The 23,696-nt window shown below is 46.5% G+C and carries 19 protein-coding genes; 10 read left to right on the top strand and 9 right to left on the bottom strand.

What is annotated here, in order from left to right:
• Positions 1–2: 2 nt before the first annotated feature.
• Genes FR741_RS19750 through FR741_RS19770 form a run of 5 tightly spaced genes read right to left on the bottom strand, consistent with a single transcriptional unit; the run spans position 3 to position 5,617 of the window.
• Complete coding sequence (locus FR741_RS19750; protein WP_005460933.1) at positions 3–1,058, bottom strand: efflux RND transporter periplasmic adaptor subunit; 1,056 nt, start codon at positions 1,056–1,058, stop codon at positions 3–5.
• The gene (locus FR741_RS19755) at positions 1,055–4,363 is read right to left on the bottom strand and encodes an efflux RND transporter permease subunit (protein ID WP_167427518.1); all 3,309 of its coding nucleotides are present in this window, start codon (positions 4,361–4,363) and stop codon (positions 1,055–1,057) included. The genes FR741_RS19750 and FR741_RS19755 overlap by 4 nt, the downstream gene beginning before the upstream one ends.
• Before the next feature lie 28 nt (positions 4,364–4,391).
• Positions 4,392–4,850 (bottom strand): YeeE/YedE family protein, encoded by a 459-nt coding sequence (locus FR741_RS19760; protein WP_046875443.1) that lies wholly within the window; start codon positions 4,848–4,850, stop codon positions 4,392–4,394.
• 10 nt (positions 4,851–4,860) lie between these two features.
• Complete coding sequence (locus FR741_RS19765) at positions 4,861–5,280, bottom strand: YeeE/YedE family protein (protein WP_046875442.1); 420 nt, start codon at positions 5,278–5,280, stop codon at positions 4,861–4,863.
• A 28-nt stretch (positions 5,281–5,308) separates the two neighbouring features.
• Positions 5,309–5,617, bottom strand: a complete 309-nt coding sequence (locus tag FR741_RS19770) for an ArsR/SmtB family transcription factor (protein WP_012842251.1) — start codon at positions 5,615–5,617, stop codon at positions 5,309–5,311.
• A gap of 178 nt (positions 5,618–5,795) precedes the next feature.
• Here FR741_RS19770 and FR741_RS19775 point away from each other — a divergent pair, with 178 nt between their 5' ends.
• The gene (locus FR741_RS19775) at positions 5,796–5,981 is read left to right on the top strand and encodes a YgaP family membrane protein (protein ID WP_012842250.1); all 186 of its coding nucleotides are present in this window, start codon (positions 5,796–5,798) and stop codon (positions 5,979–5,981) included.
• 71 nt (positions 5,982–6,052) lie between these two features.
• Positions 6,053–7,756: an FAD-dependent oxidoreductase gene (locus tag FR741_RS19780; RefSeq protein ID WP_167427519.1), complete on the top strand. Its 1,704-nt coding sequence runs from the start codon at positions 6,053–6,055 to the stop codon at positions 7,754–7,756.
• A gap of 76 nt (positions 7,757–7,832) precedes the next feature.
• Here the strand turns inward: FR741_RS19780 and FR741_RS19785 are convergent, their stop codons facing one another.
• The 4 genes from FR741_RS19785 to FR741_RS19800 form a co-directional block, all read right to left on the bottom strand.
• On the bottom strand, positions 7,833–8,528 hold the full coding sequence (locus FR741_RS19785) for an aspartate/glutamate racemase family protein (RefSeq protein WP_012842248.1): 696 nt from the start codon (positions 8,526–8,528) through the stop codon (positions 7,833–7,835).
• A gap of 144 nt (positions 8,529–8,672) precedes the next feature.
• Positions 8,673–9,473 (bottom strand): PhzF family phenazine biosynthesis protein, encoded by an 801-nt coding sequence (locus FR741_RS19790; protein ID WP_167427520.1) that lies wholly within the window; start codon positions 9,471–9,473, stop codon positions 8,673–8,675.
• Positions 9,474–9,614: 141 nt separating this feature from the next.
• Entirely contained in the window at positions 9,615–10,091 is a 477-nt protein-coding gene (locus FR741_RS19795; protein WP_167427521.1) for a DM13 domain-containing protein, read from the bottom strand.
• Between the two features lie 297 nt (positions 10,092–10,388).
• On the bottom strand, positions 10,389–12,713 hold the full coding sequence (locus FR741_RS19800; RefSeq protein WP_167427522.1) for an FdhF/YdeP family oxidoreductase: 2,325 nt from the start codon (positions 12,711–12,713) through the stop codon (positions 10,389–10,391).
• A 668-nt stretch (positions 12,714–13,381) separates the two neighbouring features.
• On the opposite strand from FR741_RS19800, the gene FR741_RS19805 reads away from it, so the two are divergent.
• The 8 genes from FR741_RS19805 (at position 13,382) to FR741_RS19840 (ending at position 23,522) form a co-directional block, all read left to right on the top strand.
• A complete protein-coding gene (locus FR741_RS19805; protein WP_005460961.1) occupies positions 13,382–14,266 on the top strand; it encodes a LysR family transcriptional regulator in 885 nt (294 codons plus the stop codon).
• Between the two features lie 53 nt (positions 14,267–14,319).
• Positions 14,320–15,150 (top strand): formate dehydrogenase accessory sulfurtransferase FdhD, encoded by an 831-nt coding sequence (gene fdhD, locus FR741_RS19810; RefSeq protein WP_017447522.1) that lies wholly within the window; start codon positions 14,320–14,322, stop codon positions 15,148–15,150.
• 406 nt (positions 15,151–15,556) lie between these two features.
• Positions 15,557–16,951 carry a hexose-6-phosphate:phosphate antiporter gene (uhpT, locus tag FR741_RS19815; protein WP_167427523.1) on the top strand — a complete coding sequence of 465 codons (1,395 nt, stop codon included), beginning with the start codon at positions 15,557–15,559 and terminating at the stop codon, positions 16,949–16,951.
• A gap of 138 nt (positions 16,952–17,089) precedes the next feature.
• Positions 17,090–17,698 (top strand): transcriptional regulator UhpA, encoded by a 609-nt coding sequence (gene uhpA / locus FR741_RS19820; protein WP_167427524.1) that lies wholly within the window; start codon positions 17,090–17,092, stop codon positions 17,696–17,698.
• Complete coding sequence (uhpB, locus tag FR741_RS19825; RefSeq protein ID WP_167427525.1) at positions 17,698–19,200, top strand: signal transduction histidine-protein kinase/phosphatase UhpB; 1,503 nt, start codon at positions 17,698–17,700, stop codon at positions 19,198–19,200. Before uhpA ends, uhpB begins: the two co-directional genes overlap by 1 nt.
• 6 nt (positions 19,201–19,206) lie before the next feature.
• Entirely contained in the window at positions 19,207–20,547 is a 1,341-nt protein-coding gene (gene uhpC, locus FR741_RS19830) for an MFS transporter (RefSeq protein ID WP_005394568.1), read from the top strand.
• A 124-nt stretch (positions 20,548–20,671) separates the two neighbouring features.
• A complete protein-coding gene (manA, locus tag FR741_RS19835; RefSeq protein ID WP_167427526.1) occupies positions 20,672–21,907 on the top strand; it encodes a mannose-6-phosphate isomerase, class I in 1,236 nt (411 codons plus the stop codon).
• A gap of 352 nt (positions 21,908–22,259) precedes the next feature.
• Entirely contained in the window at positions 22,260–23,522 is a 1,263-nt protein-coding gene (locus tag FR741_RS19840; protein WP_167427527.1) for a hydroxymethylglutaryl-CoA reductase, read from the top strand.
• The last annotated feature ends 174 nt before the right edge of the window (positions 23,523–23,696 follow it).

Consider the following 23,696-nt stretch of genomic DNA (forward strand, 5'->3'; position numbering starts at 1 on the left):
TATCAAAGCGCTCTTGGATTCAGCAGTACGACGTCACCCTGCTTCAACCCCGTTCGCACTCTCCCCAACTCTCCAAGCTGAATAAGCCGAGTTTCTACCTCACCGCTGTCTTGCACCACTTTTACGTAGTCCAATTGGCCAACTTGGTAAACTGCCTCTTTTGGCACGCGAAGTACAACATCGTCGGTCAAGGTCAACGCGACTTTGGCGTATGTACCTGGATAGATAGCCGTTGGCGGCTCAAATTGAAGCTTTACGGTATAACTGCGCGAGTTGGCATCTGCCGACGGCGTCACTTCTTTTACAGCCGCTTGCGCATTGAGGTTGTAAGACGGGAAAACAACGTCCACTTCTTTATCGTAAGTCACATAAGGCATGACAGACTCAGCGAAGTTCACCTCTATTTCCAACGAGTTTGGATTGTACATTGATAAAAGCAAAGCCCCCGGCGTCGCGGTATCACCTTTGTTGATGGGCTTTTGCGTGATCAAGCCATCAAACGGCGCAGTAATAATGCTGTAGCCAAAGGTCGTTTCCGCCTCAGAGACCGCCGCCTGCGCTTTATTAAAGTTGGCTTGTGCGGTTTGCAACGCACTTTCCGCTTGGTCAAATTGCGATTGAGGGATCAGCTTTTTGTTTAAAAGCGCTCTGACACGAGAAAACTCCTTTCTCGCCGCATTGAGCTGCGCTTGTGCAGAGGATAAAGCCTGCTCACTTTGACGAACTCGCGCGTCGAGATCATCGCTTTCTAGCCGCGCCAACACGTCTCCTTGCTTCACTCTATCGCCAACCTTCACCAATACCTCCATCACCGATGCCGTTAACCGTGCCGCGATATCGGCGTGCTGCTCTGCAACGACGACGCCCGGAAATTCTCGAACAACCGGTTCGCTGGTTAACATCAGTTGATGTGTCTCTGCGTTATTTACATCAATCTGATTGGTTTTCGCGTCATGTTCGGTCGGCAACTTTTCTGTAAAAAATCCAGCCATATAGAGAAAAAGAAGCGCGAGTATGGCAAACAGAATCACGCCTAACCATTTGGTATCTAATTTCATTGCTCTTCCTCCATCTGAGGTAATCCATGTCCTTTAGTGTTTTGGTATGCAAGGTTGTAAACCACCGGAACCACAAGCAACGTAAAGATGGTCGAGGCGGTAATTCCGAATATGATTGCCCAAGCCAAACCGTTAAAAATTGGGTCTAACGTAATCACGACATTACCCAGTAACGTTGTACCCGCGGTCAGTAATATTGGCCGCATACGAACAACACCAGATTCAATCAACGCATCATGTAAACTACGACCTTCAGCCAGCGATTGCTGAACAAATTCAATCAAAACGAGTGAGTTACGCACCACAATCCCTGCCAGCGCAATCATGCCGATCATCGCGGTCGCCGTGAACAGAGCTGGGTTGGGGTAATTACCGATGTCACTGCTTAACACATTCAAAATCCAGAACCCCGGCATAATCCCAATCACGGTCAGAGGTATCGCCAGCATGATGATGCCCGATACCGCAGGTAAACCAGTTTGAATCAACATCACTACAAATACGCCAAGCAGCGCAGCGCCATAAGCAATGCCTAAATCGCGGAATACGTCCACTGTGATTTTCCATTCCCCCTCACCACTCCAAACCACTTCGATGTTGCCTGGCACGCTCCAAGTGACACCAGCGCCATTGCTCAAGTACGTGCGATCTTGCCAGTGACGATGCACATCTTCCGCGTGAGTTGTATCTTGGTCAGCCATCACATCGGCAATCACTTCACCCGGAACACGCCCAACGACCTCGGCGTAAACATACACAACAGGCTTGAGGTTTTTATGGAAAATCGGTTTGTCCGCTGCGCGTTTCACAAAATGACCGACTTCAGACAACTGCACGATAGGCTGAGGAGCATCCACAACAGCCCCATTGGATTCTACTTTTGCAATCCCCGGACGGCCTCGCACATAAAGCTGCTCTAGTTGATTCAGGTTATCTCTGTCTTCGCGTCGGAGCTGCACTTCGATAGGTAGTGGATCCACTTCTCTTGGATCGGCGATATAACCGAGCACTTTGGCGTTCGCGGCGGTAATAAGCGTGTTATTGATATCAGCAACAGAAACACCGGACAGCGCCGCTTTTTCTTGATCAACGATGAATTGCCACGTTTCTAAATCACCTTGGATGCTGGTATCCACCTCAGAAACCAACTGTTCTTTGCGAAGCCTATCCGCGACTTTCTCTGCTTGGATCATCAGATCTTCATAAGATGTCGCTTCATCACCGTAAACTTCTGCCGTAATGGTGGCGATAACAGGCGGGCCTGGTGGCACTTCGACTAGCTGCACGTCAGCGTCAAACTTATCTGCAATCTGCTCTAAATCCGCCCTGAGTCGTGTCACCAGTTCGTGTGATTGCATTGCGCGGCGATTCTTCTCTGCAAGAACGACTCGAAGCTCGCCTTGGTATGGTTCGCTACGCATAAAGTAGTGGCGCACCATGCCGTTGAAATCCATTGGGGAAGCGGTACCTGCAAAGCCCGACACACTTGTCACTTCCGGCACCGTCATTAAATAGTCCGTAAAGTTCGACAGCGCGTTGGAGGTATCCACAAAGCTTGAAGACTCTGGCATGTTTAATACCAATTGGAACTCATTTTTATTGTCATAAGGCAGCAACTTGAGTGGAACTAAGCGAAGTGCTGGCAACAATGCTGCCAAGACGAACAACAAGGCAACCAAACCAAGGAAAAGCCATGCTTTCTTGCGGCTTTCAAGTAGCGGAATCAACACACCACGATACAAACGATACATCGGCGACGATTGGATGTCATAGTGGCCGTTTTTCTCAGCACCTTTGAGTAGCTTCTTGGCAAGCCAAGGCGTGATCATAAACGCGACAACGGTACTAAAGATAACGCTGATCGGAACGTTGAACGCCAGTGGCGCCATGTAAGGCCCCATCATCCCAGTGATAAAAAACATCGGCGTAAACACGATCACGATTGCGACCGTCGACATTAACAAGGCGCTACGAATTTCTGCCATGGCGAGAACAATCGCGTTGGTTCGTGTTAGATTTTTGCGTTTGAGGTAGCGTTCAATGTTGTCGATACTCGCGATCGGATCGTCCACGATCAAACCTAGCGCCAAAATCAATGCAAAGAGCGTGACTCGGTTGATGGAATAGCCAAATGCCAAGTCCATCCCGAGCGCGGCACCATAGCTAATCGGAATCGCGATACCAACCACCAATGCGCTTCGCCAGTTCAAAAACAAACCGACAAACACCACGACCGTTAGAATAGAGATGCCAAGGCTTGATACCAAGTTGTTTACTTTCGCATTCGCCGTTTCGCCATAGTCACGAATGACTGCAACTTGAACTTGTGGAGGAAACTGCTCGGATTGAAGCGCCGCCAGTTTATCCCGAACAGACTGAGCGACGTTAACCGCGTTCGAGCCTTTTTGTTTAGCGACAGAAATGAACACCGATGGGTATGCTTCATCGTGGTTTTTATCGCGATACCAAGTATCGGATGTTGCCTCACCTTCACCGTCGTAAATACGCGCGACATCTTTCAAATAAACGGGTTTGCCATTGAGCACCGCGATAACAAGATCGCCAACCTCTTCGGCGTTAGTCAGAAACCGTCCCGACTCCAATGTGTAATTTTGCCCGTTTACGCGAACGTTCTTGCCTTGGGTTTTGCTATTACTGAGCTGAATGGCCTGTTCGAGGTCATCGATGGTTACTTTGAAGTTTGCCATCGCAACGGAATCAAGCTCTATCTGGATTTTTCTCGGCTCACCGCCAATCACTTCCACCTTGTTGGTGGCATCCAATGATTTAATGCCTAACGTGGCTTGGTCTGCAATACGTCTCAACTGATGGCGATCGAGAATGTCTGGATCGGTGGAATAAATTGCGGCAACAACAATGGGTACATCATCGATTTCAACAGGCTTTACAAGCCAGTTAGTGACAGAAGGAGGAACTTTGTCTTGGTTGGAGTAGAGTTTGTTGTAAAGCTTAACCAGAGCATCTTCGCGGTTTTCGCCGACATAGAAACGAACGATGACTTGCGCAGCACCTTCCATTGACGAAGAATAAACGTATTCCACACCGTCAATTTGGCTAACAAGCTTTTCTAATGGTTCAGTGATTTGATTTTCGACTTGAGAAGCGCTTAGTCCGGGAGCCGAAACCAATACATCCGCCATCGGCACAACGATTTGCGGGTCTTCCTCTTTCGGGGTCAGCCACAAAGCCGCGGCACCGACCATAAGCGCGAGTAAAATCATGATCGGAGGGAAAAAGCTGTTCATCACGGACTGAACAAAACTTCGCTTTAGTTTGTCGGGCATCCTTTCCCCTCCATATCAGATTGATTGTTTACGCGTTCGCGGTTTTCATCTTCTTCGCGTTACGGTAAGTAATGATCGCCTTCGCGAACAGAGATCCAACTAACATCGCAAGGAAGAACACCACAATGCTCACGTTGCCTAATGCCAGACTCGCAACCGCAGGGCCAGGGCAAATACCTGCCAAACCCCAACCTAAACCAAAGATGGCCGCACCAGATAACAAACGTCCGTCGATGTTCTTATTGGTTGGTGTGCAAAACGCTTCACCGCTAACTGATTGTTTTCTCGGCTTGATGATTAAAAAATAGCTTGGCATGAATACCGCGAGTGCGCCGCCCATCACAAAAGCCAAACTTGGATCCCAACTGCCAGAAATATCTAAAAATCCAATGACTTTAGCTGGGTCGATCATACCAGACACCGCCATGCCCATACCGAATAACACACCGCTCAAAAGAGCAGAAAAACGAAAAATAGTCTTGTTCATGGAATCTCTCTTAAACTAGGTGAAGTCGAACGAATACCGTTAGGCCAGCGACAGCCATAAATACACAGGTCGCCACAATAGAGCGCTTAGACAAACGGCCCATGCCACAAATGCCGTGCCCACTAGTACATCCGTTACCCAGTCTGGTTCCGATTCCTACCAATAAACCAGCGGCAATCACCATCCCTAAAGAAAGGTTCGCGGTACTAGGAACCGCAACGCCCAACATCAGAACGCTAATCAAGCCACCAGCTATCATTCCAACCGCAAAAAGCAATCGCCACGAATAATCGCCTTTTTTCGGTGACATAATGCCATTCATAATTCCACTGATTCCGGCAATTTTCCCGTTAACCAACAACAATATAGTGGCGGAGAACCCTAACAAAATGCCACCAAACAACGATTCCCATGGAATAACGTTTAACATTATTTACCTCTAAAATCTTAGCTACGAATTAGTTACAGAAAACGCTATGAAGCGCCTTGATTAATGACTCAACTCTCGGTTCTGACAACGAATAAAACACTTGCTGTGATGCCTTACGAGCCTTGATCAATTTGTGTTTGCGAAGCACCGTCAAGTGCTGTGAAAAGGCGGATTGGCTAAGGAACGAGTTCTTTTGCAGCTCCCCAACACCAACCTCACCTTGGGTCAGTTGGCACAACACCATTAGCCTTTCCGGATGTGCCATTACTTTTAGGAGATCAGCAGCTTCATTGGCATTGCCTTTCATTGCTGCTACATCCATATCTGTATAGCTCATGACTCACCTCTATATTAAAAACTAAATTAGATATTACTAAAGCAATATATTTAGTCAACACTAAATTAGCAATGGTGAATTTAGATAAATTAACATTAGACATTTCTAATTTAGATAATTATAGTGATGAATATCAAAGGATGGCGTTCTCAGTTTGAGAGTACGAAGGAGAAGAGTTATGACGTTAGAAAATGCAGTACGAATTTTTGCAGGCACGATGGTATTGATCTCGGTCATACTAACCGTGTTCGTTCACAGTAACTTCATTTGGTTCACCGTGTTTATCGGCGTTAATCTTATTCAAAGTGCTTACACGGGAATCTGCCCTGCTGCTTATTTTTTAAAGAAATTTGGTTTTAGATAATCTAGAGCGTAGTGACCTTTCACACTGGCTATTCGTGAAAGGTCAGTTCGCCCTAAAACTTGGAGTTAAAAATGACTAAGATCTTAATCGTCGGTGGTGTTGCAGGTGGTGCATCTGCGGCGGCGCGTGCTCGTCGTCTGAGCGAAGATGCCGAAATCATCATGTTTGAACGTGGCCCATTCGTTTCATTTGCCAACTGTGGCTTGCCTTATCACATCGGCGGCGATATCCAAGAACGCAGTAAGTTACTACTACAAACGCCAGAAAGCTTTTTAGCACGTTTTAACGTTGATGTTCGCGTGATGAATGAAGTAGTTTCTATTAACCGACAGGACAAAACCGTTACGATCAAAAACCTGTTGGATGAGTCTGAATACGTAGAATCATACGACTTCCTACTGCTTAGCCCAGGTGCCGGCCCTATTGTTCCGCCAATTCCAGGTCTCGATAACCCGCTCACCCACTCGCTACGTAACATTCCAGATATGGATCGCATCATCGAAACGATCCAAATGAACAAGCCAGAGCATGCGACGGTTGTTGGCGGCGGTTTCATCGGTTTAGAAATGATGGAAGCCTTCCACCAACTTGGCATTAAAACCTCTCTGATCGAAATGGCAGACCAAGTCATGACGCCAGTAGACCGTGAAATGGCAGGCTTTGCTCATGCAGAAATTCGTGACAAAGGTGTCGACCTCAAACTTGGCGTCGCGCTTGAATCTGTGAAATTCCTACCTAACGAGCACGTTGCAAGTTTCGACTCTGGTGAGAGTGAGAAACACCAACACCTAGAAGGTGAATTGGAGTTAACACTGAACAACGGTGAAAAACTCACTACCGATATTCTGATCATGGCAATCGGTGTACGTCCTGAGACAAAACTGGCGCAAGAAGCCGGTCTTCAAATTGGCGCGCTAGGCGGTATTTACACGAACGAATACATGCAAACCAGCGACCCATCTATCTACGCTGTCGGCGACGCGATAGAAGAGAAAGACTTCGTGACAGGCGAGCAAACTATAGTGCCACTTGCAGGCCCGGCAAACCGTCAAGGTCGTATGGCAGCAGACAACATGCTTGGCCGCAAAGAAACCTACCAAGGCACACAAGGGACAGCGATTTGTAAGATCTTCGACCTTGCTGTGGCTTCAACCGGTAAAAACGAGAAGCAACTAAAACGCGCTGGTATCGAATACGACAAAGTGTACGTGCATACCGCAAGCCACGCGAGCTACTACCCTGGTGCAGAAGTGGTGTCGTTCAAAATGTTGTTCGATCCAAAATCAGGCAAGATTTTAGGTGCTCAAGCAGTTGGTAAAGACGGTATCGACAAACGTATTGACGTTATGGCTGTTGCACAACGTGCTGGCATGACGGTTGAACAACTGCAGCATCTTGAACTGACTTACGCGCCACCTTACGGCAGTGCAAAAGATGTGATCAACCAAGCGGCGTTTGTGGCAAATAACATCATCAAAGGTGACGCAGCGGCGATTCATTACGATGAAATCGACAACCTGACTGAAGATCAAATTCTCCTCGACGTCCGTAACCCGGGTGAATTGGAGTCTGTTGGTTATCTTGAAGGGGCAATCAACATTCCGGTTGACCAGTTACGCCATCGTATGGGTGAACTACCAAAAGACAAAGAGATTGTGATTTACTGTCAAGTAGGCTTGCGCGGTAACGTGGCATACCGTCAACTGGTCAACAATGGTTACAAAGCTCGTAACTTGATTGGTGGATACAGAACACTCAAATTCTCGCGCTTATAACGGGATAATAAAAACAGAGAAAACCGAGGAATTGGTTTTCTCTTTTGTTTATTTACATGGACTCAAATCTAACTCATTAACCTTCTATCGCCAAACGGACTGCTGCTTGAGCATGGATAGAAGTGGTATCAAGTAGCGTAACATCTGTGTGACTTTGGTTTACAAGTAAGGCAATTTCAGTGCACCCGAGAATCACAGCTTCAGCTCCCTGCTCTTTTAGTTTTTCAATAATTTGCAGGTATATCGTTCTCGATTCCTCTTTGATTTCACCTTGGCATAACTCTTTATAAATAATGTTATGCACTATAGAGCGATCATCTTGAGCAGGAGTTATGACATCCAGCCCATAGAGGTCGGAAAGCCGTCCTTTGTAAAAGTCTTGCTCCATTGTGAATTGAGTACCAAGGAGTCCGACCTTTTGAACCCCTTTCTCACGAAGTAACTCAGCAGTCGCATCTGCGATATGTAGTATGGGGATATTAATGCTGGCTTCAATTTGAGGAGCAACTTTGTGCATTGTGTTCGTACAAATAAGAATAAAATCAGCGCCCCCTTTTTCTATTGAAGATGCAGCATCAGATAGAATACTTGCCGTTTCTTCCCATTTACCTTGGTGTTGAAGTTTCTCTATCTCTGAAAAATTCACGCTATACATACAAATTTTTGCGGAATTTAGGCCGCCTAACGCCTCTTTGACTCCTTCGTTGATCAATTTGTAATAACTAAGCGTCGACTCCCAACTCATGCCGCCTAGAAGACCGATAGTTTTCATATAACTCTCCAATCGTTATACACCACCATGGCAGGGGTGTTTTTACAAACAAAATCAACCACGTGAATAGACAGCCTTCTAGCTTTGTCACTAGTGAGAACTGGATAAACCTGCAATCAGAAAAACGAGAACCAAAAAGGACGACTACGCAATTCTCATATCTCCTCGCAACATTGTTACCGCACTTCCAGAAAGCTTAACGCATTCCGGATTCAATAATTCTGTATAAACAACTCCACTTCTCTTGGATGCTTGAAAGCCTTTTAATTGCGCTTTACCGAGCTCTTTAGCCCAGTAAACACATAAAGCGCAATGAGCAGAACCTGTCACTGGATCCTCATCAACACCCACCCAAGGGGCAAAATAGCGAGAGACAAAATCAGCGTCAGTGCTTGATTGAGCAGTGATAACAACTCCACGACCTTTTTGTTTAAGTAACGCACTAAAATCAGGTTCGAGTTGCTCTATCAAAGACTCATCATTGATGACGATCAACTGCTTATTATCAAACTGACCATAAGCAATTACATCAGCCACATCGAGCCCTAAGCCGTGAAGCAAATCTGTGTTAATACTTGCTCGCATATCTAAAATAGGAGCAGGAAACACCAAATGAATGTCGTCATGATCAAGTTGTGCAGTTAAAACGCCGGATAGCGTAGCAAACTCAATGGTATCACCAGTATTATATAACCCTTGCTCTCTCAGCACGTGCGCCGTGGCCAATGTGCCATGTCCACACAAAGCGACTTCCGTTTCAGGTGTAAACCAACGAAGTTGCATTGTGTTTAATGACAGAAACGCGGTTTCAGATAGTGACATCTCTGCCGCTATGGCCAACATCATTTCCTCATCAAGGCTTGATTCTGTGATACACACACCTGCAGGATTGCCTTTGAACACATCTGATGTAAACGAGTCGACCTGAAAAATTTTAACTTCCACAAAATATCCTTAAGTTCTATCAACCACTGTAGAACCATTAGCAGCACTTAGTGCATTTGTACCACGTAATGTATTGCACCAGCTATTTGAGCAGTAAACCTTTATTAACTAAGAAGAAACCACTTTTTCTCCTGATGGGATTTATTGGTATTTTGCCGAAGTAATGAACTCACCGAATGTTTCACACCAAACAACAACCGTATTGTATTCAGAAATGGAAATCCCTTGAGGAATCTCAACAACGAAGTTATTGAACGTTTTGACATCACCAACCAAGCTCATCTCAGATTTAAGGTCATTAAACGCTTGTTCAGTCTCGACAAATTTAGGAGATAAATAGAGTTTATAGTCAGGCCCGGGAGCGAGTTTTCCTACCAGCGTAATAGCTTGGGAACTCAAATGAATTTCACCTTCTCCCCAATGAAAAGCGTCGCTATCTTTGAGGTCCCTCGTGACAACTGCACTGTATTCTGCACCTTGCATGCGCTCAGAAACTTGCTCATCGGTCGGCGCAGGCGGTGCAATAAGAATCGGTAAAGTATAGATACCTATCGCAATACCAATCGCAACAGCCACTAAGTGGCTTAACGTTAATTTAATTATACTTTTCAAGGTCATCTATCTTCTTGTTAGTTTCATCAGCTTAGATTTCGGATCAAATACAGACATCCATCAGGTTATACGTCTAATAGCCTAATTTCATTAATATTATACACAAGCTGGACCAATGCGCCTTAATTGCTGCCTTTTAGAGTGCTATCCAATAACCCCGTTATTAACGAAAATAACTATTTTAATTCAGCCCCCTACACGCCTTCGACGAAATGATCTAAATGCAAAGTGAGCAATTAAAAACGGCTGATAATTGATATCAGCCGTCTGCTTATCGGGAATGTCGTTGTGCTGGTTTGGGAACTATTCTGCTTCCACCAAAGCGATCTTATCGGATGTCGATTTTTCCAATTTGATCGCAATAAACTTAGAGGTTGGCGTAAACGTTCTATCCCCATAACTATCTAAAGGAACCAATGGGTTCGTTTCTGGATAGTAAGCCGCCGCCTGACCTGCTGGTACGTCATAGGCAACAAGCGTAAATCCGCTCACACGGCGCTCAACGCCATCTTCCCACAATGACACCATGTCCACTTTATCGCCCGGTTCAAATCCGAGTTTACGAATATCCGCTTCATTGATAAACAGCACTTCGCGCATGCCAAATACTCCACGATAACGGTCATTCAAGCCGTAAAGTGTCGTATTGTATTGGTCGTGTGAGCGCATGGTTTGCAAAATCAAATCTGGCTTTTGGCCTTTTTCGAGTATCGCTTCGCTGATCAACTGCTTCGGCAACTCGCTAGAGCTGAACTGTGCTTTGCCGCTTGGTGTATTCCATCGACGCTCGGCTGCTGGGTTTACCAAGTGGAATCCACCCGGGTGTTTAAGCTTATGGTTAAAGTCGGTAAAGCCCGGAATGGTATCGGCAATCAAATCGCGAATACGGTCGTAATCTTCAATTGCCCACAGCCAATCAATTGGTTTTGCCCCAAGTGTAGCATTGGCAATACCGGCAATAATCGCTGGTTCTGAACGCAAATGCTCCGAACGCGGTTTTAGCTGACCAAATGAGATATGCACCATGCTGAAGGTATCTTCAACCGTCACGCCTTGTGGGCCAGTCGCTTGCTGATCAATCTCAGTACGACCTAAGCATGGAAGAATAAGCGCATCTTTACCTGTGACAAGGTGAGAACGATTTAACTTCGTCGAAATGTGTACGGTTAAATTACAGTTTCGCATCGCGTTGTGCGTACGTTCTGTATCTGGCGTTGCTTGTGCAAAGTTACCGCCCAAACCGATAAATACTTTCGCTTGCCCTTCTTCCATCGCTTTAATGGCTTGCACAGTGTTGTGGCCTTCACCACGTGGGACGGCAAAGTTAAATCGACTTTCAATGCGATCCAACAACAGATCTGAAGGTTTTTCATCAATGCCCATCGTACGGTCGCCCTGAACGTTACTATGACCACGCACTGGTGAAAGACCCGCGCCCGGCTTACCAACGTTACCTCGTAACATTTGCACGTTTGCGACTTCTTTAATGGTTGGCACAGAGTGACGATGCTGAGTCAACCCCATCGCCCAACACATGATCACACGTTCTGCACGTCGATACATGCTCGCCACCATTTCGATTTCACTTAAATCAAGACCCGATTGTTCCGCGATGTGTTCCCAAGAGGTTGCGTCCACTTCAGCCAAATACTCATCAATACCTATCGTGTGTTGCTTGATGAACTCACGGTCAAATACCGCTTTGCCACCGTTTTGCAATGCCTCGCGTTCCCATTGCAGCAAGAACTTCGCGATGCCACGAAACACTGCCATGTCTCCACCTAAAGCAGGACGCAGGTACGCGGTGTTGGTAGGCTCTGAGCCGTTACTCAACATCTCAATCGGCATTTGTGGGTTTTGGAAACGCTCTAATCCGCGCTCTTTCAGCGGGTTTAGACAGATAACCTGTGCACCACGTTTTACCGCTTCGCGCAAAGGTTCAAGCATTCGTGGGTGGTTCGTGCCCGGGTTTTGACCAATCACGAAAATCGCATCTGCTTCTTCAAAATCATCAAAGATCACTGTGCCTTTACCAACGCCAATGGTGTCTTTCATCCCTATTGCACTGGCTTCGTGACACATGTTGGAACAATCTGGGAAGTTGTTGGTACCGAATGCGCGGACAAATAGCTGATATAAAAACGCCGCTTCGTTGCTTGCACGGCCAGAGGTATAAAACTCAGCTTGGTGTGGTGAATCCAATTGGTTGAGATGTTTAGCCACAAGAGAAAAAGCCTCATCCCAAGAGACAGGTACATAGTGGTCGGACTCGGCATCGTATCGCATTGGGTGCGTGATACGGCCTTGGTATTCCAACCAGTAATCGGTTTGAGTTGAGAGAGATGAAACGCTGTGATTGGCAAAAAACTCAGGATCAACCAGACGATTGGTCGCTTCCCAGTTTACTGCTTTCGCGCCATTCTCACAGAAATTGACTTTACCACTATCTGGCGACTCACCCCATGCACATCCCGGGCAGTCGAAACCGCCATTTTGGTTGGTTTTGAGCATAGTGCGAATGTTCTTCACTGCATTTTCACTGCCCCACCAACTTCTGGTTACGGCTTTCAATGCCCCCCAACCACCAGCTGGACCTTTGTATGCTTTTATTTGTTCTTTTTGGCTCACGACTTTACTCCTCGCAGATATACCAGCAAGCAGGGTGCCCGTGAAAACAAGCGCGTTATTTATTGAGATAATGCGGAAGTATTGAAGGGCTTAGTTTCTAATCCATGTATTTTTTAATCCAAATAAGTAACCACTCAACATGCTCTCGCTTGTCCGAGCGTTTACTTATCCAGATTCTTGATATCGGATACCCGCCTACTGTTTCTAAGACTGTTAGATTCAATTTGCATTGTTGCGCCTTGATCTAAATCAAAGATTAAGTCGTTATTCAATATGCGTCCAATTGATAATCCTGACCGAGTGATAAACAAAATCTATGACGAATTTTTCCACTGACGGTCATCACATTTTTAATCAATACAGTTTATGAGGTTAATCGTTTTCCCATTCGATTCCACCTAGTTCGCTTAACGAACTCAATAAAATCGGCATTCTTGATAATAGATAGTATCTATCACACTATAGATACTTTAAATTTGACCCTAATTAATATCAGGAATAGCCTTGATTCAGATCAATTTTGAGTGTGGTTTTATTCTTGACTTGGTTTTGGTTTTCCATTCCCCAGTTAAAACGCTCCAGCGCTTAAAAAGTACGGTAGTGCTGTGCCCCTTTTTTAGGGGGTTTCCCCGTATATGTGACTCACAACGCAAGGTGAACAATCCATTATGGATATCAAACAACTGAAATATCTCATCGCACTTGAACAGACCAAACACTTTGGTCAAGCCGCCGCATTGTGCCACATTACGCAGCCTACCTTGTCCATGAGAATCCGAAGCTTAGAGGAAGAACTCGACCTCGAACTAATCCAGAGAAGTCAACGATTTGAAGGATTTACTGAAGCCGGAGAACGCATTTTAGCTTGGGCAAAAACCGTCTTAGCCGCTCATGATGGATTGCAAGCCGAAGCCGCCAACTGCCGTGGTCAGTTGGTCGGTTCACTTCGGCTTGGAATGGTGCCACTCGCCAGCCAAAACCCGATGCAATTGCTCAAACCATTAGCTCAACAGTTCCCTGAGTTACGCTTTCAAATACTCTCCATGACGACCGAACAGATCATAGACCAACTCAATCGCAATCAACTTGATTTGGGGATGTGTTATGTCGATCAAGTCAACACCGCGTACTTCGATGTTATCGAGCTAGATTCGACCAAACTTGGCGTTTTATTCGATGAGCGTCATTTTGATTTTGCCGAATCTGAAGTGTTGTGGGAGTCTCTCAATAACATTCCGCTAGGGCTACTTTCGAAGGGCATGCACTATCGCCACTCGATTGATCTTAGCTTTGTGAGTAAAGGGCTAGTTCCGCAAACCGTCATTGAAAGTAACTCCACCTTTCACTTGATCCAAGCAGTAACCAGTGGCCTTTGTTGCGCCATTATGCCGCTGAATTGTGGATTAGAAGAGCTGAACGATACGCTTCGCATTATCCCTATCGAAGAAGCCGCCGTTCACGCCCCACTAGGTTTGTTAAAGCGAAAACAAGAACCCTTCTCCGCGCTCACCGATCAGTGCTTCGCAGAAGCAAAAAACATATTCAATCGATAACAAGAATCCACACGTCAATGTTTGGCATACACAACGGCTTATGAGGTGATTTCATGAGATGTACTACTCAATCTTATTTTGAACTGTCCGATTTCAATCAAGCACCACCTCAACCAAGTGCGTTCAATTACCGAGAATTGATTGATGGCCGCCCAGTGCAACAAATGTCGTTGGCGAGCGAGTCCGCTTTAGCTATCAGCTACAACGGCATTAGCCAAGCGGTCATGATGGTGACGCCAGGCCATCTGGAAGACTTCGTGAAAGGGTTTAGCTTAAGCACAGGCATCGTCCACGACTTCAAAGAGATCAAAGACATTGAAATTGGTGGCGATCACGAATCTCACTATGCGGAAGTGGAAATCAGCAACCGCGCTTTCTGGGCGTTAAAAACACAGCGCCGAAATCTTGCCGGCACAACCGGATGCGGCATTTGTGGTGTCGAGGCTCTGGAACAAGCTTTGCCTGATTTAGCACCGCTGACACCGTCTCTTCCTCCGCGCTCCGATGTATTCGAAGGACTGCGAGACAAAGTCGCACTGCATCAAGAAGCCGCACGTGAATCTGGCGCGTTACACGCCGCTTTATTTGCAGATTTACAAGGCAACATCAAGTTGTGCCGAGAGGACATCGGCCGTCACAACGCGCTAGATAAGTTGATTGGTGCATTGGCCAACAATCACATCGAGCCTCAAAGTGGCTTCGCTATCATGACAAGCCGTTGCAGCTTAGAGTTGATCCACAAAGCCGTTCGAGCGCGTATCCCCACTCTGGTTTGCTTATCTGCACCTACAGCGTTAACCGTCGAATGGGCAAGAAGAAACCATTTGAACCTAATTCACTTGCCAAAACACGGCTCGCCGCGTCTATACAGCCCTGCGCCTTAACACGTCAACCTAGCCGAATTCCTAATATTTCTAACAGAGACCTCCGGGTTTCTGTTGTTTGCTTCTCATTCCTAATTGATACTTAGCGACAAGCCACTATTCTCTCCAACCAAACGTGCTCACCCCTTGTCACCACTAAGCTTACGCATATTAATCCGCTTGCATTTGAACGCTTTCCAATCCGATAAGAACCCAGTCAAAAACCCATAAATTAGTAAGGATTTTGTGTGACTCTTTTCACGCTTTTCCGCCTTCCTAGGCATTTCTAGGAATTCTTCCTAGCCGATCTAGGCAACCATCTCATGTGCCTCACAAAACCACTCTCTAGAATTCCGCTCAGTCAAAGGTAACAAGAGTGCACAACGGTCGCCGTTGTGTTTCTAAAACAATTACAAGAGAGTTCATCATGTTAAAATTCCTCGAACAGGTGCGGAAGCCGACCCTCGATCTTCCTGTCGAAGTTAGAAGAAAGATGTGGTTTAAACCGTTCATCCAATCTTACTTGGTCGTATTCATCGGCTACCTAACCATGTACTTGATTCGTAAGAACTTCAATGTCGCGCAAAACGACATGATCTCAACTTACGGTTTGAGCATGACAGACCTAGGTCTTATTGGCCTTGGCTTCTCCATCACATACGGTATCGGTAAAACCGTTGTGTCTTACTACGCTGACGGTAAGAACACCAAGCAATTCCTCCCTTTTATGCTGATCCTTTCTGGTCTTGCAATGCTTGGTTTCAGCTTCAGCATGGGCGGCGGTAGTGCAAGCCTGTTCTTGATGGTGGCTTTCTACGCTCTGAGTGGTTTCTTCCAAAGTACTGGTGGCCCTTCTAGTTATTCAACCATTACAAAATGGACACCTCGTAACAAACGCGGCTCTTACTTAGGCTTGTGGAACATGTCACACAACGTTGGTGGTGCAGGCGCAGCGGGTGTTGCTCTTTTCGGTGCTAACTACCTATTCGACGGCCACGTAATCGGTATGTTCGTGTTCCCTTCTATCATCGCGATCATCGTTGGCTTTATCGGTATGCGCTTTGGTAGCGACTCTCCAGAAGCTTACGGTCTAGGTAAAGTAGAAGAACTTTTCGATGAAGCAGTGAGTGAAGAAGACACCGCCGCTGAAGAAAACCAGATGACCAAAAAAGAAATCTTTGTTGAATACGTTCTTAAAAACAAAGTTATCTGGCTACTTTGCTTTGCTAACATCTTCCTTTACATCGTTCGTATCGGTATCGACCAATGGTCAACGGTATACGCGTACCAAGAGCTTGGTCTGTCAAAAGAAACGGCAATCTCTGGCTTTACTCTGTTCGAAGTCGGTGCGCTTGTGGGTACTTTGATGTGGGGTTACCTCTCTGACCTAGCAAACGGTCGCCGCGCATTGGTTGCTTGTGTATCTCTTAGCTTGATCATCGTATCGCTTGAGTTCTACCAGCACGCCACTAGCGAGTTCATGTACTTGGCCTCACTATTTGTATTGGGCTTCTTGGTGTTTGGTCCGCAACTTCTTATCGGTGTTGCCGCGGTTGGTTTTGTCCCTAAAAAAGCAATCAGTGTGGCTGACGGCGTAAAAGGTACTTTCGCTTACCTAATCGGCGATAGCTTTGCAAAACTAGGCTTGGGTATGATTGCAGACGGTACACCTATCTTCGGCTTAACAGGTTGGAAAGGTACCTTCGCAGCCCTAGATACCTCCGCCATGATTTGTATTGTTTTGCTTGCTTTCGTCGCTATCGCGGAAGAGAAGAAGATTCGACACGCGAAGAAGCTTCAACTTGCACAAAACCAAGCCTAACTTCTCTGCGCGCTTTACTTCGGTAAAGCGCGCAAGATCATTAAAAAGCATGGTTCAATTCAGTATCATTAAAGATTTTTCTATTGGCTCCTGTTGGAGCTTATTGTTGTTAGTCGTCTGCTCTATTTGGTTGTAATAATGATTCATGTTGCTCTAGTTGATGATCACGTCATCGTGCGTTCGGGTTTCGCACAATTATTAAATTTAGAAAGTGATATTACCGTTGTTGGTGAATTCGGCTCTGTCTCAGAAGCACGCACAGGGTTGCCTGCGGTACACCCACACGTCGTCATCCTAGATATTTCCATGCCAGATGAAAGCGGCTTAAACTTTCTTAGCGAAATACCAACTGGCATTGCCTGCGTGATGCTTAGCGTGCATGACTCCCCTGCGATGGTGGAAAAATCACTAAAGCTAGGTGCAAAAGGCTATCTTAGTAAACGCTGTAGCCCAGACGAACTTATTCAAGCCGTGAGAACCAGTGCTTCTGGTGGCTGTTACCTCACATCAGATATTGCACTTAAACTTGCAACGCCTAGCGACAACACCACCTCTCTATGCCAACTGACAAAACGTGAAAACGAGGTATGTCAGCTACTTGCGACCGGGTTGGATGTAAAGTCTGTCGCGGCAGAGCTTGGCTTGAGCCACAAGACTGTGCATGTGCATCGTGCGAATGCCATCGACAAACTCGGCGTGAAAAACAACGTTGAGCTCGCCAAACTATTTTCTCAAGAGTCCTTTTAATGCGAGCTTACGCTGTTACTACCATTTGCGGACTATTTGTTATGGCTTGCGCTTGGTTTTGCTTGTGGGTGATTGCCTATTACTTTGTCAATGATCCCGAGCTGGCGATCTTATTGTTTCCTTTCGCTTTACGATTAGGTGTCGCCCTACACACTCGCACCGCTTATTGGCCAACGATTTATCTTTCAGAGTGGGGGCTTTCCATCGCACTTGCGATGTTACTGGGTCAACCGCAGTGGCTTACCGTGCTGATTGCGAGCATTGCCAGTATCCCGGTCACTCTGATTGCGAAAAAATACTACTACGGAGACCAAAACCGCCATTTAGCCGTGATGAGCGCAGTCATTATCATTAGCGCGTTTATTAATGTGATGGCCGTTGGTTTTCACGTTCCTTCGGTTTACATGGTATGGCTGGCTAGCATTTCTGGAGGCTTGCTCGTGGTGCCTATGTGCTACTTGTTATGGAGTTATTTGTTCCAAAGTCGTTGGTCTCCGCTTAGCTCTCTCCTACTTAGTAATACCGTTGTATTTCAGGTGCGTCATATCGTGCTTTATGCGCTGCTTTTGATCGGCAGTATTTTGGTGCAAACCAGTTTGCCTGAAGAGCTAAAACGATTTGCGCCATTTTGTATGGCGATTCCAATCATCGTGCTTGCTCTGCGTTACGGCTGGCAAGGTGCCCTGCTCGCCACCATGCTCAACAGCATTGCGCTGATTGCGGCTCGTAGCGGCGTATCGAATCTAGAAATAACCGATTTGTTATTATCTCTCTCAGCGCAAACCATCACTGGCATTATGCTCGGCTTAGGGGTTCAGAAACAAAAAGACCTCAATCACAAACTGCGCGGCGAACTTGCACGCAATCAGAATTTGTCTCGCCAGCTTATCAAAGCGGAAGAATCCGTAAGACGCGATATTGCGCGCGAGCTACATGACGAAATCGGCCAGAACATCACGGCGATCCGCACACAAGCCAACATCATTAAGCGGGTAAATAACGCAGAAACAAGCGTGGGTTGCGCCGACATGATCGAAGGGCTTTCCCTCAACGTGTACGACACCACTAAGCGACTGTTAAGCAAGCTAAGACCAAAAATGCTGGATGATTTGGACTTAAAAGAATCCGTCGAGCAACTAACGCGAGAAATGGAGTTCGCCAATCACGGAACCAACGTTCAACTGAACTGGCAGGGCGATTACACCAGCCTGAGTGACACACTCAAAGTCACCCTATTCCGTTTATGCCAAGAGTCATTAAATAACGCAGCCAAGTACGCAGAAGCGCAGTTGATCAATATTGAACTGACAATTGGAGAAACGGCGGTGTCACTGAGGGTTCACGATGATGGTGTCGGTTTCAAAGTTCAGGACAGCATGAAAGGCATGGGCGTTCGCGGCATGCAAGAGCGTGTGCACGCATTGGGTGGGAAAATGGTTATCTACTCCACCAGCGATCAAGTGATCGGCACTCAAATCAGCATTACTTTACCTAAGGTGTAACTCAAGATGTTTGGATTTTTACGTTCACCTAAATTTACTCAACCGAGTCTAAGCAACGAGCAAATCGACCAGCGTTACCGCCATTGGCGTTTGCACATTATGTTGGGGATGTACATCGGCTACGCAGGTTTCTACTTTACCCGTAAGACCTTTAACTACGCCGCACCAGCTATGATTACCGATCTTGGCTTAGATAAAGGCGATTTGGGTCTTATAGGCACGCTTTTCTACATTACCTACGGCTGCTCGAAGTTTATTTCCGGTACGATCTCAGATCGCTCTAACCCTCGTTATTTCATGGGATTAGGATTGATTGCGACAGGTCTGGTCAATATCGCGTTCGGTTTTTCTAGCTCACTCGCGGCTTTCATTACTCTGTGGATCTTAAACGCCTGGTTCCAAGGCTGGGGCTGGCCTTCATGCTCCAAGCTGTTAACCACTTGGTATTCACGCTCCGAGCGTGGCTTCTTATGGGCGATTTGGAACACCGCACACAACGTTGGTGGCGCGCTGATCCCTATTTGGGTGGGCTATTTAACGTTGCACTACAGCTGGCGTGAAGGCTTTATTCTACCCGGCATCATCGGGGTATTGCTCGGTCTATTCGTTTGTTGGCGGTTACGCGACAAACCCACAACAATGGGCTTACCAAGTGTCGGACAATGGCGCAACGACGCACTAGAACTTGCGCAAGAAAATTACGGACGTGGCCTCACCTACCGCGAAATTCTGAAATCGTACGTATTTAACAACAAATACATCTGGCTGCTCGCGTTCAGTTATGTGTTGGTTTACATCGTCCGAACCGCAATCAATGACTGGGGAAACCTGTACTTAACCGAGCAGCATCACTATAGCCTGATTAACGCCAACGCTGCTCTGTCGATGTTTGAAATCGGCGGTTTTGTTGGTTCATTGGTTGCGGGTTGGGGCTCAGACAAACTCTTTGGCGGTAACCGTGGGCCAATGAACTTGCTGTTCGCGATTGGGATTTTCTTATCTGTCTCTGCGCTTTGGCTGATGCCTCTGACCAACTTTGCATTCCAAGCGGCGGGATTGTTCTCCATCGGTTTCTTTGTCTTTGGGCCACAAATGCTGATCGGTATGGCGGCGGCGGAGTGCTCTCACAAAGATTCTGCCGGCGCGGCAACAGGATTCGTGGGCTTGTTCGCCTACATGGGCGCAGCATTGTCTGGCTATCCACTGGCGTTAATTCTTGAAGAATATCATTGGACGGGTTTCTTCATCACCATTTCAGTTTGTGCAGCCGTCATTGGCCTTTTGTTGTTGCCATTTTTGCAAGCGCAACCATCACGAAAACCACTCGAACCAAAACCTCGATTGTAAATCGACTTATCGCCCTTCGGGCAAATTGGCGAGTGACCTAACCGAGCTCGCCATCCTTATTTAACGTATCTCTGCTCAATTTTTCTTCCGATTCAGTTCGGAGGGTTAACTATGGGAAAAATTCATGAATTTGAACACTATTTCATCGCATAGCTTCTTTCAAATGAACAACAAAATCCAAAACTACGCTTGGGGAAGCACCTCTTCTATTCACGATTTGTTTGGCTTTTCTAACGAAACGAATGAGCCTCAAGCAGAAGTATGGATGGGTACTCACCCAAACGGCTGCTCTGAAGTTCAGATTGAGCAAAACACGCTGCCTTTGTCTGAACTGATCAAACAAAACCAACCCGCTTACTTATCAGCAGAAACCGCAGCGAAATTTGGCGACCTGCCCTTTCTGTTTAAGATCTTAGCGGCCGAACACGCGCTGTCGATTCAAGTTCACCCGAGCAAACAAGATGCCGAGGTAGGTTTCGAAAAAGAGCAAAGTGCTGGCATCCCACTAAACGCGAGCCATCGTAACTACAAAGATCCAAACCACAAACCTGAGTTGGTGTACGCGCTGACAAGTTACCAAGCCATGAACGGTTTTCGCTCGTATGCCGAGATTATTGAGGCATTTAGCCTTTGCGATATCGATGAGCTACGCGCGCCTCTTGACACATTCAAACGCGAAATCAACTCACAAGGTTTACGAGATTTCTTTGTGCACATTCTGACCATGGAGGGAGAAACAAAAGAGCGAGCACTGAAACAGCTTCTTGCCCACGCTTCACGTCAATCGGAACAAGGCACTGACTCGGAGCAAGGCACTGACAGCAACGTTTTCCAGCTCATCTTGGATCTATCCACTCAATATCCCGGCGATGTCGGCTTGTTTGCGCCATTACTGTTGAATGTCATCACGCTGCAGCCTGGCGAAGCGATGTTCCTGAGCGCAAGAACGCCACACGCTTACATTAAAGGTACGGGATTAGAGATCATGGCGAACTCAGATAACGTTTTGCGTGCAGGACTCACGCCGAAACATATGGATGTTGAAGAACTGGTTAAATGCACAGATTTTGTGCCTAAGCCTTTTGACAGCCTTGTTTTAGAACCCAATGCCAATGGTTGCCAGAGCCTTTACCCCGTTCCAGTCGCAGACTTTAGTTTCAGCATTCTTAACCAACCGAATCACGACGTGGTTGAGGCAAACAGCGCAGAGATTTTGATGGCGATTGATGCCGAACTGACACTCATCAGTGATAACGGTGAGACGTTAACCGCCGCGAAAGGACAATCTGTATTTGTTCCTGCTTACGTTGGCCATTATCGCATTCAAAGTGCGGGACGTGTGGCTCGCGCCTTCAACTAGTTTTTGAACAACTGATTCAAACTAGCGTCTGACCCAAGGGACTGGGTTAGACAATTGATTCCTTTCATAGATTGAGCCAGTCCGCTTTTAAGGCACTCATGCTTACATTTTTTCGACTCAAATCCGCAGCGGCCTAAACCATCTAAGTTCTCTAACCCCCCCGATTCTTCTGTCACTACAGCACTCATTGTCAAAACCAATTTATTTCTGGTAAATCCTCCGCTCCAATATCAAATTACTTGGATAACAAAGGCGCTCACACAGTGGTATTTGTTGCAAAACGTATAATCAACGTTGTAATCAAAGCCTCAATCACTACAATCTCTGGTTCGATTTTTCAGTTAACGTTTGTATGCCGAAGTTAAACCAAGATAACCCTGTTCAAAGCTCCGCCCTTTCCGATATCGAAACCAGCAGTAAGATTCAATCGGCATTAGAACCGAAGTTTCACAAGCCAGAGAAACGTCTCTGCTTAAGCCCTGGTCTATCGGATAAGCATTTGGCGCGCCGTTGGCAAGTATTGGAACACGTGACCAATAAAGATCATCTTCTTGATCCTTTCACGCAGTCACATTGCGACGCTTACTCCAACAACATCGAGCACTTCATTGGTACTGTCAATGTGCCGGTCGGCATCGCAGGCCCTTTGCGCGTCAATGGATTGTATGCGAACGATGACTTTTTGGTTCCGCTCGCAACGACAGAAGCCGCGTTAGTCGCTTCCTACAACCGTGGCGCAAGTCTTATTACCGCCGCTGGTGGCGCGAGCGCATTGTTGCTGAGTGAAGGGGTGAGCCGAACACCAGTGTTCGCCTTTAATAACCTTGCAAGCGCTGGCCAGTTCGTCAGTTGGGTTGTTACCCAGTTTGAAGTATTTCGTCAAATTGCGGAATCCACCACCTCACATGGCAAACTCAAAGACATCAATGTAAATATCGAAGGAAACCACGTTTATTTGGTCTTTGAATACGTGACCGGTGACGCTTCCGGACAAAACATGGTGACCATCGCAACAAACGAAGTGTTCCATCATATTTTGGCGACCAGCCCAATCAAACCAACTCAAGCATTCTTGGATGGCAACTTATCAGGTGACAAAAAACCAAACGCGCACACGCTGCGCTCGGTACGCGGTAAGAAAGTATCCGCCGAAGTGACCATTCCAGCAGAGTTGGTGGAAAAATATCTACATACAACGCCGGAGTCTATGGTTCAATTTGGCAAAATGACCACGGTGGGCGGTTTACTCAGCGGGACAATTGGCGTCAACGCGCATTACGCAAACGCTCTTGCCGCGCTGTACATTGCTTGCGGTCAAGATGCCGCTTGTGTTGCAGAGTCTGCCATTGGTATCACTCGTATGGATGTGGACGCTCAAGGCAACTTGTACGCGTGCGTAACCTTGCCAAACATCATGGTGGGAACGGTTGGCGGGGGCACTGGCCTTCCTACGCAAAAAGCATGTTTGGATATTTTAGGTTTGCACGGCAACGGCAAAGCGAAAGCCTTAGCCGAAGTCGCAGCTGCGCTTTGTCTGGCTGGCGAACTCTCGATTGTTGGCGCATTTTGTGCCGATCACTTCTCCCGTGCTCACCATAAACTTGCTAGAAAATAATCCTTTTACTTTGTACAAGAGAACACCCATGCGGTTTTCTCTTGTGCCAATAAAGTTTCTTTATTTATTAGCTCATAAATTGGTTTAAGTTATATGGCAGACTTAATAATTGCATCACTCTCACGTTGACCGCATTATTGCAGTATCACCACACATTCCTCGCTATATCACTGT

This window comes from Vibrio diabolicus, assembly GCF_011801455.1.
GTDB classification, from domain to species: Bacteria; Pseudomonadota; Gammaproteobacteria; order Enterobacterales; family Vibrionaceae; genus Vibrio; species Vibrio diabolicus.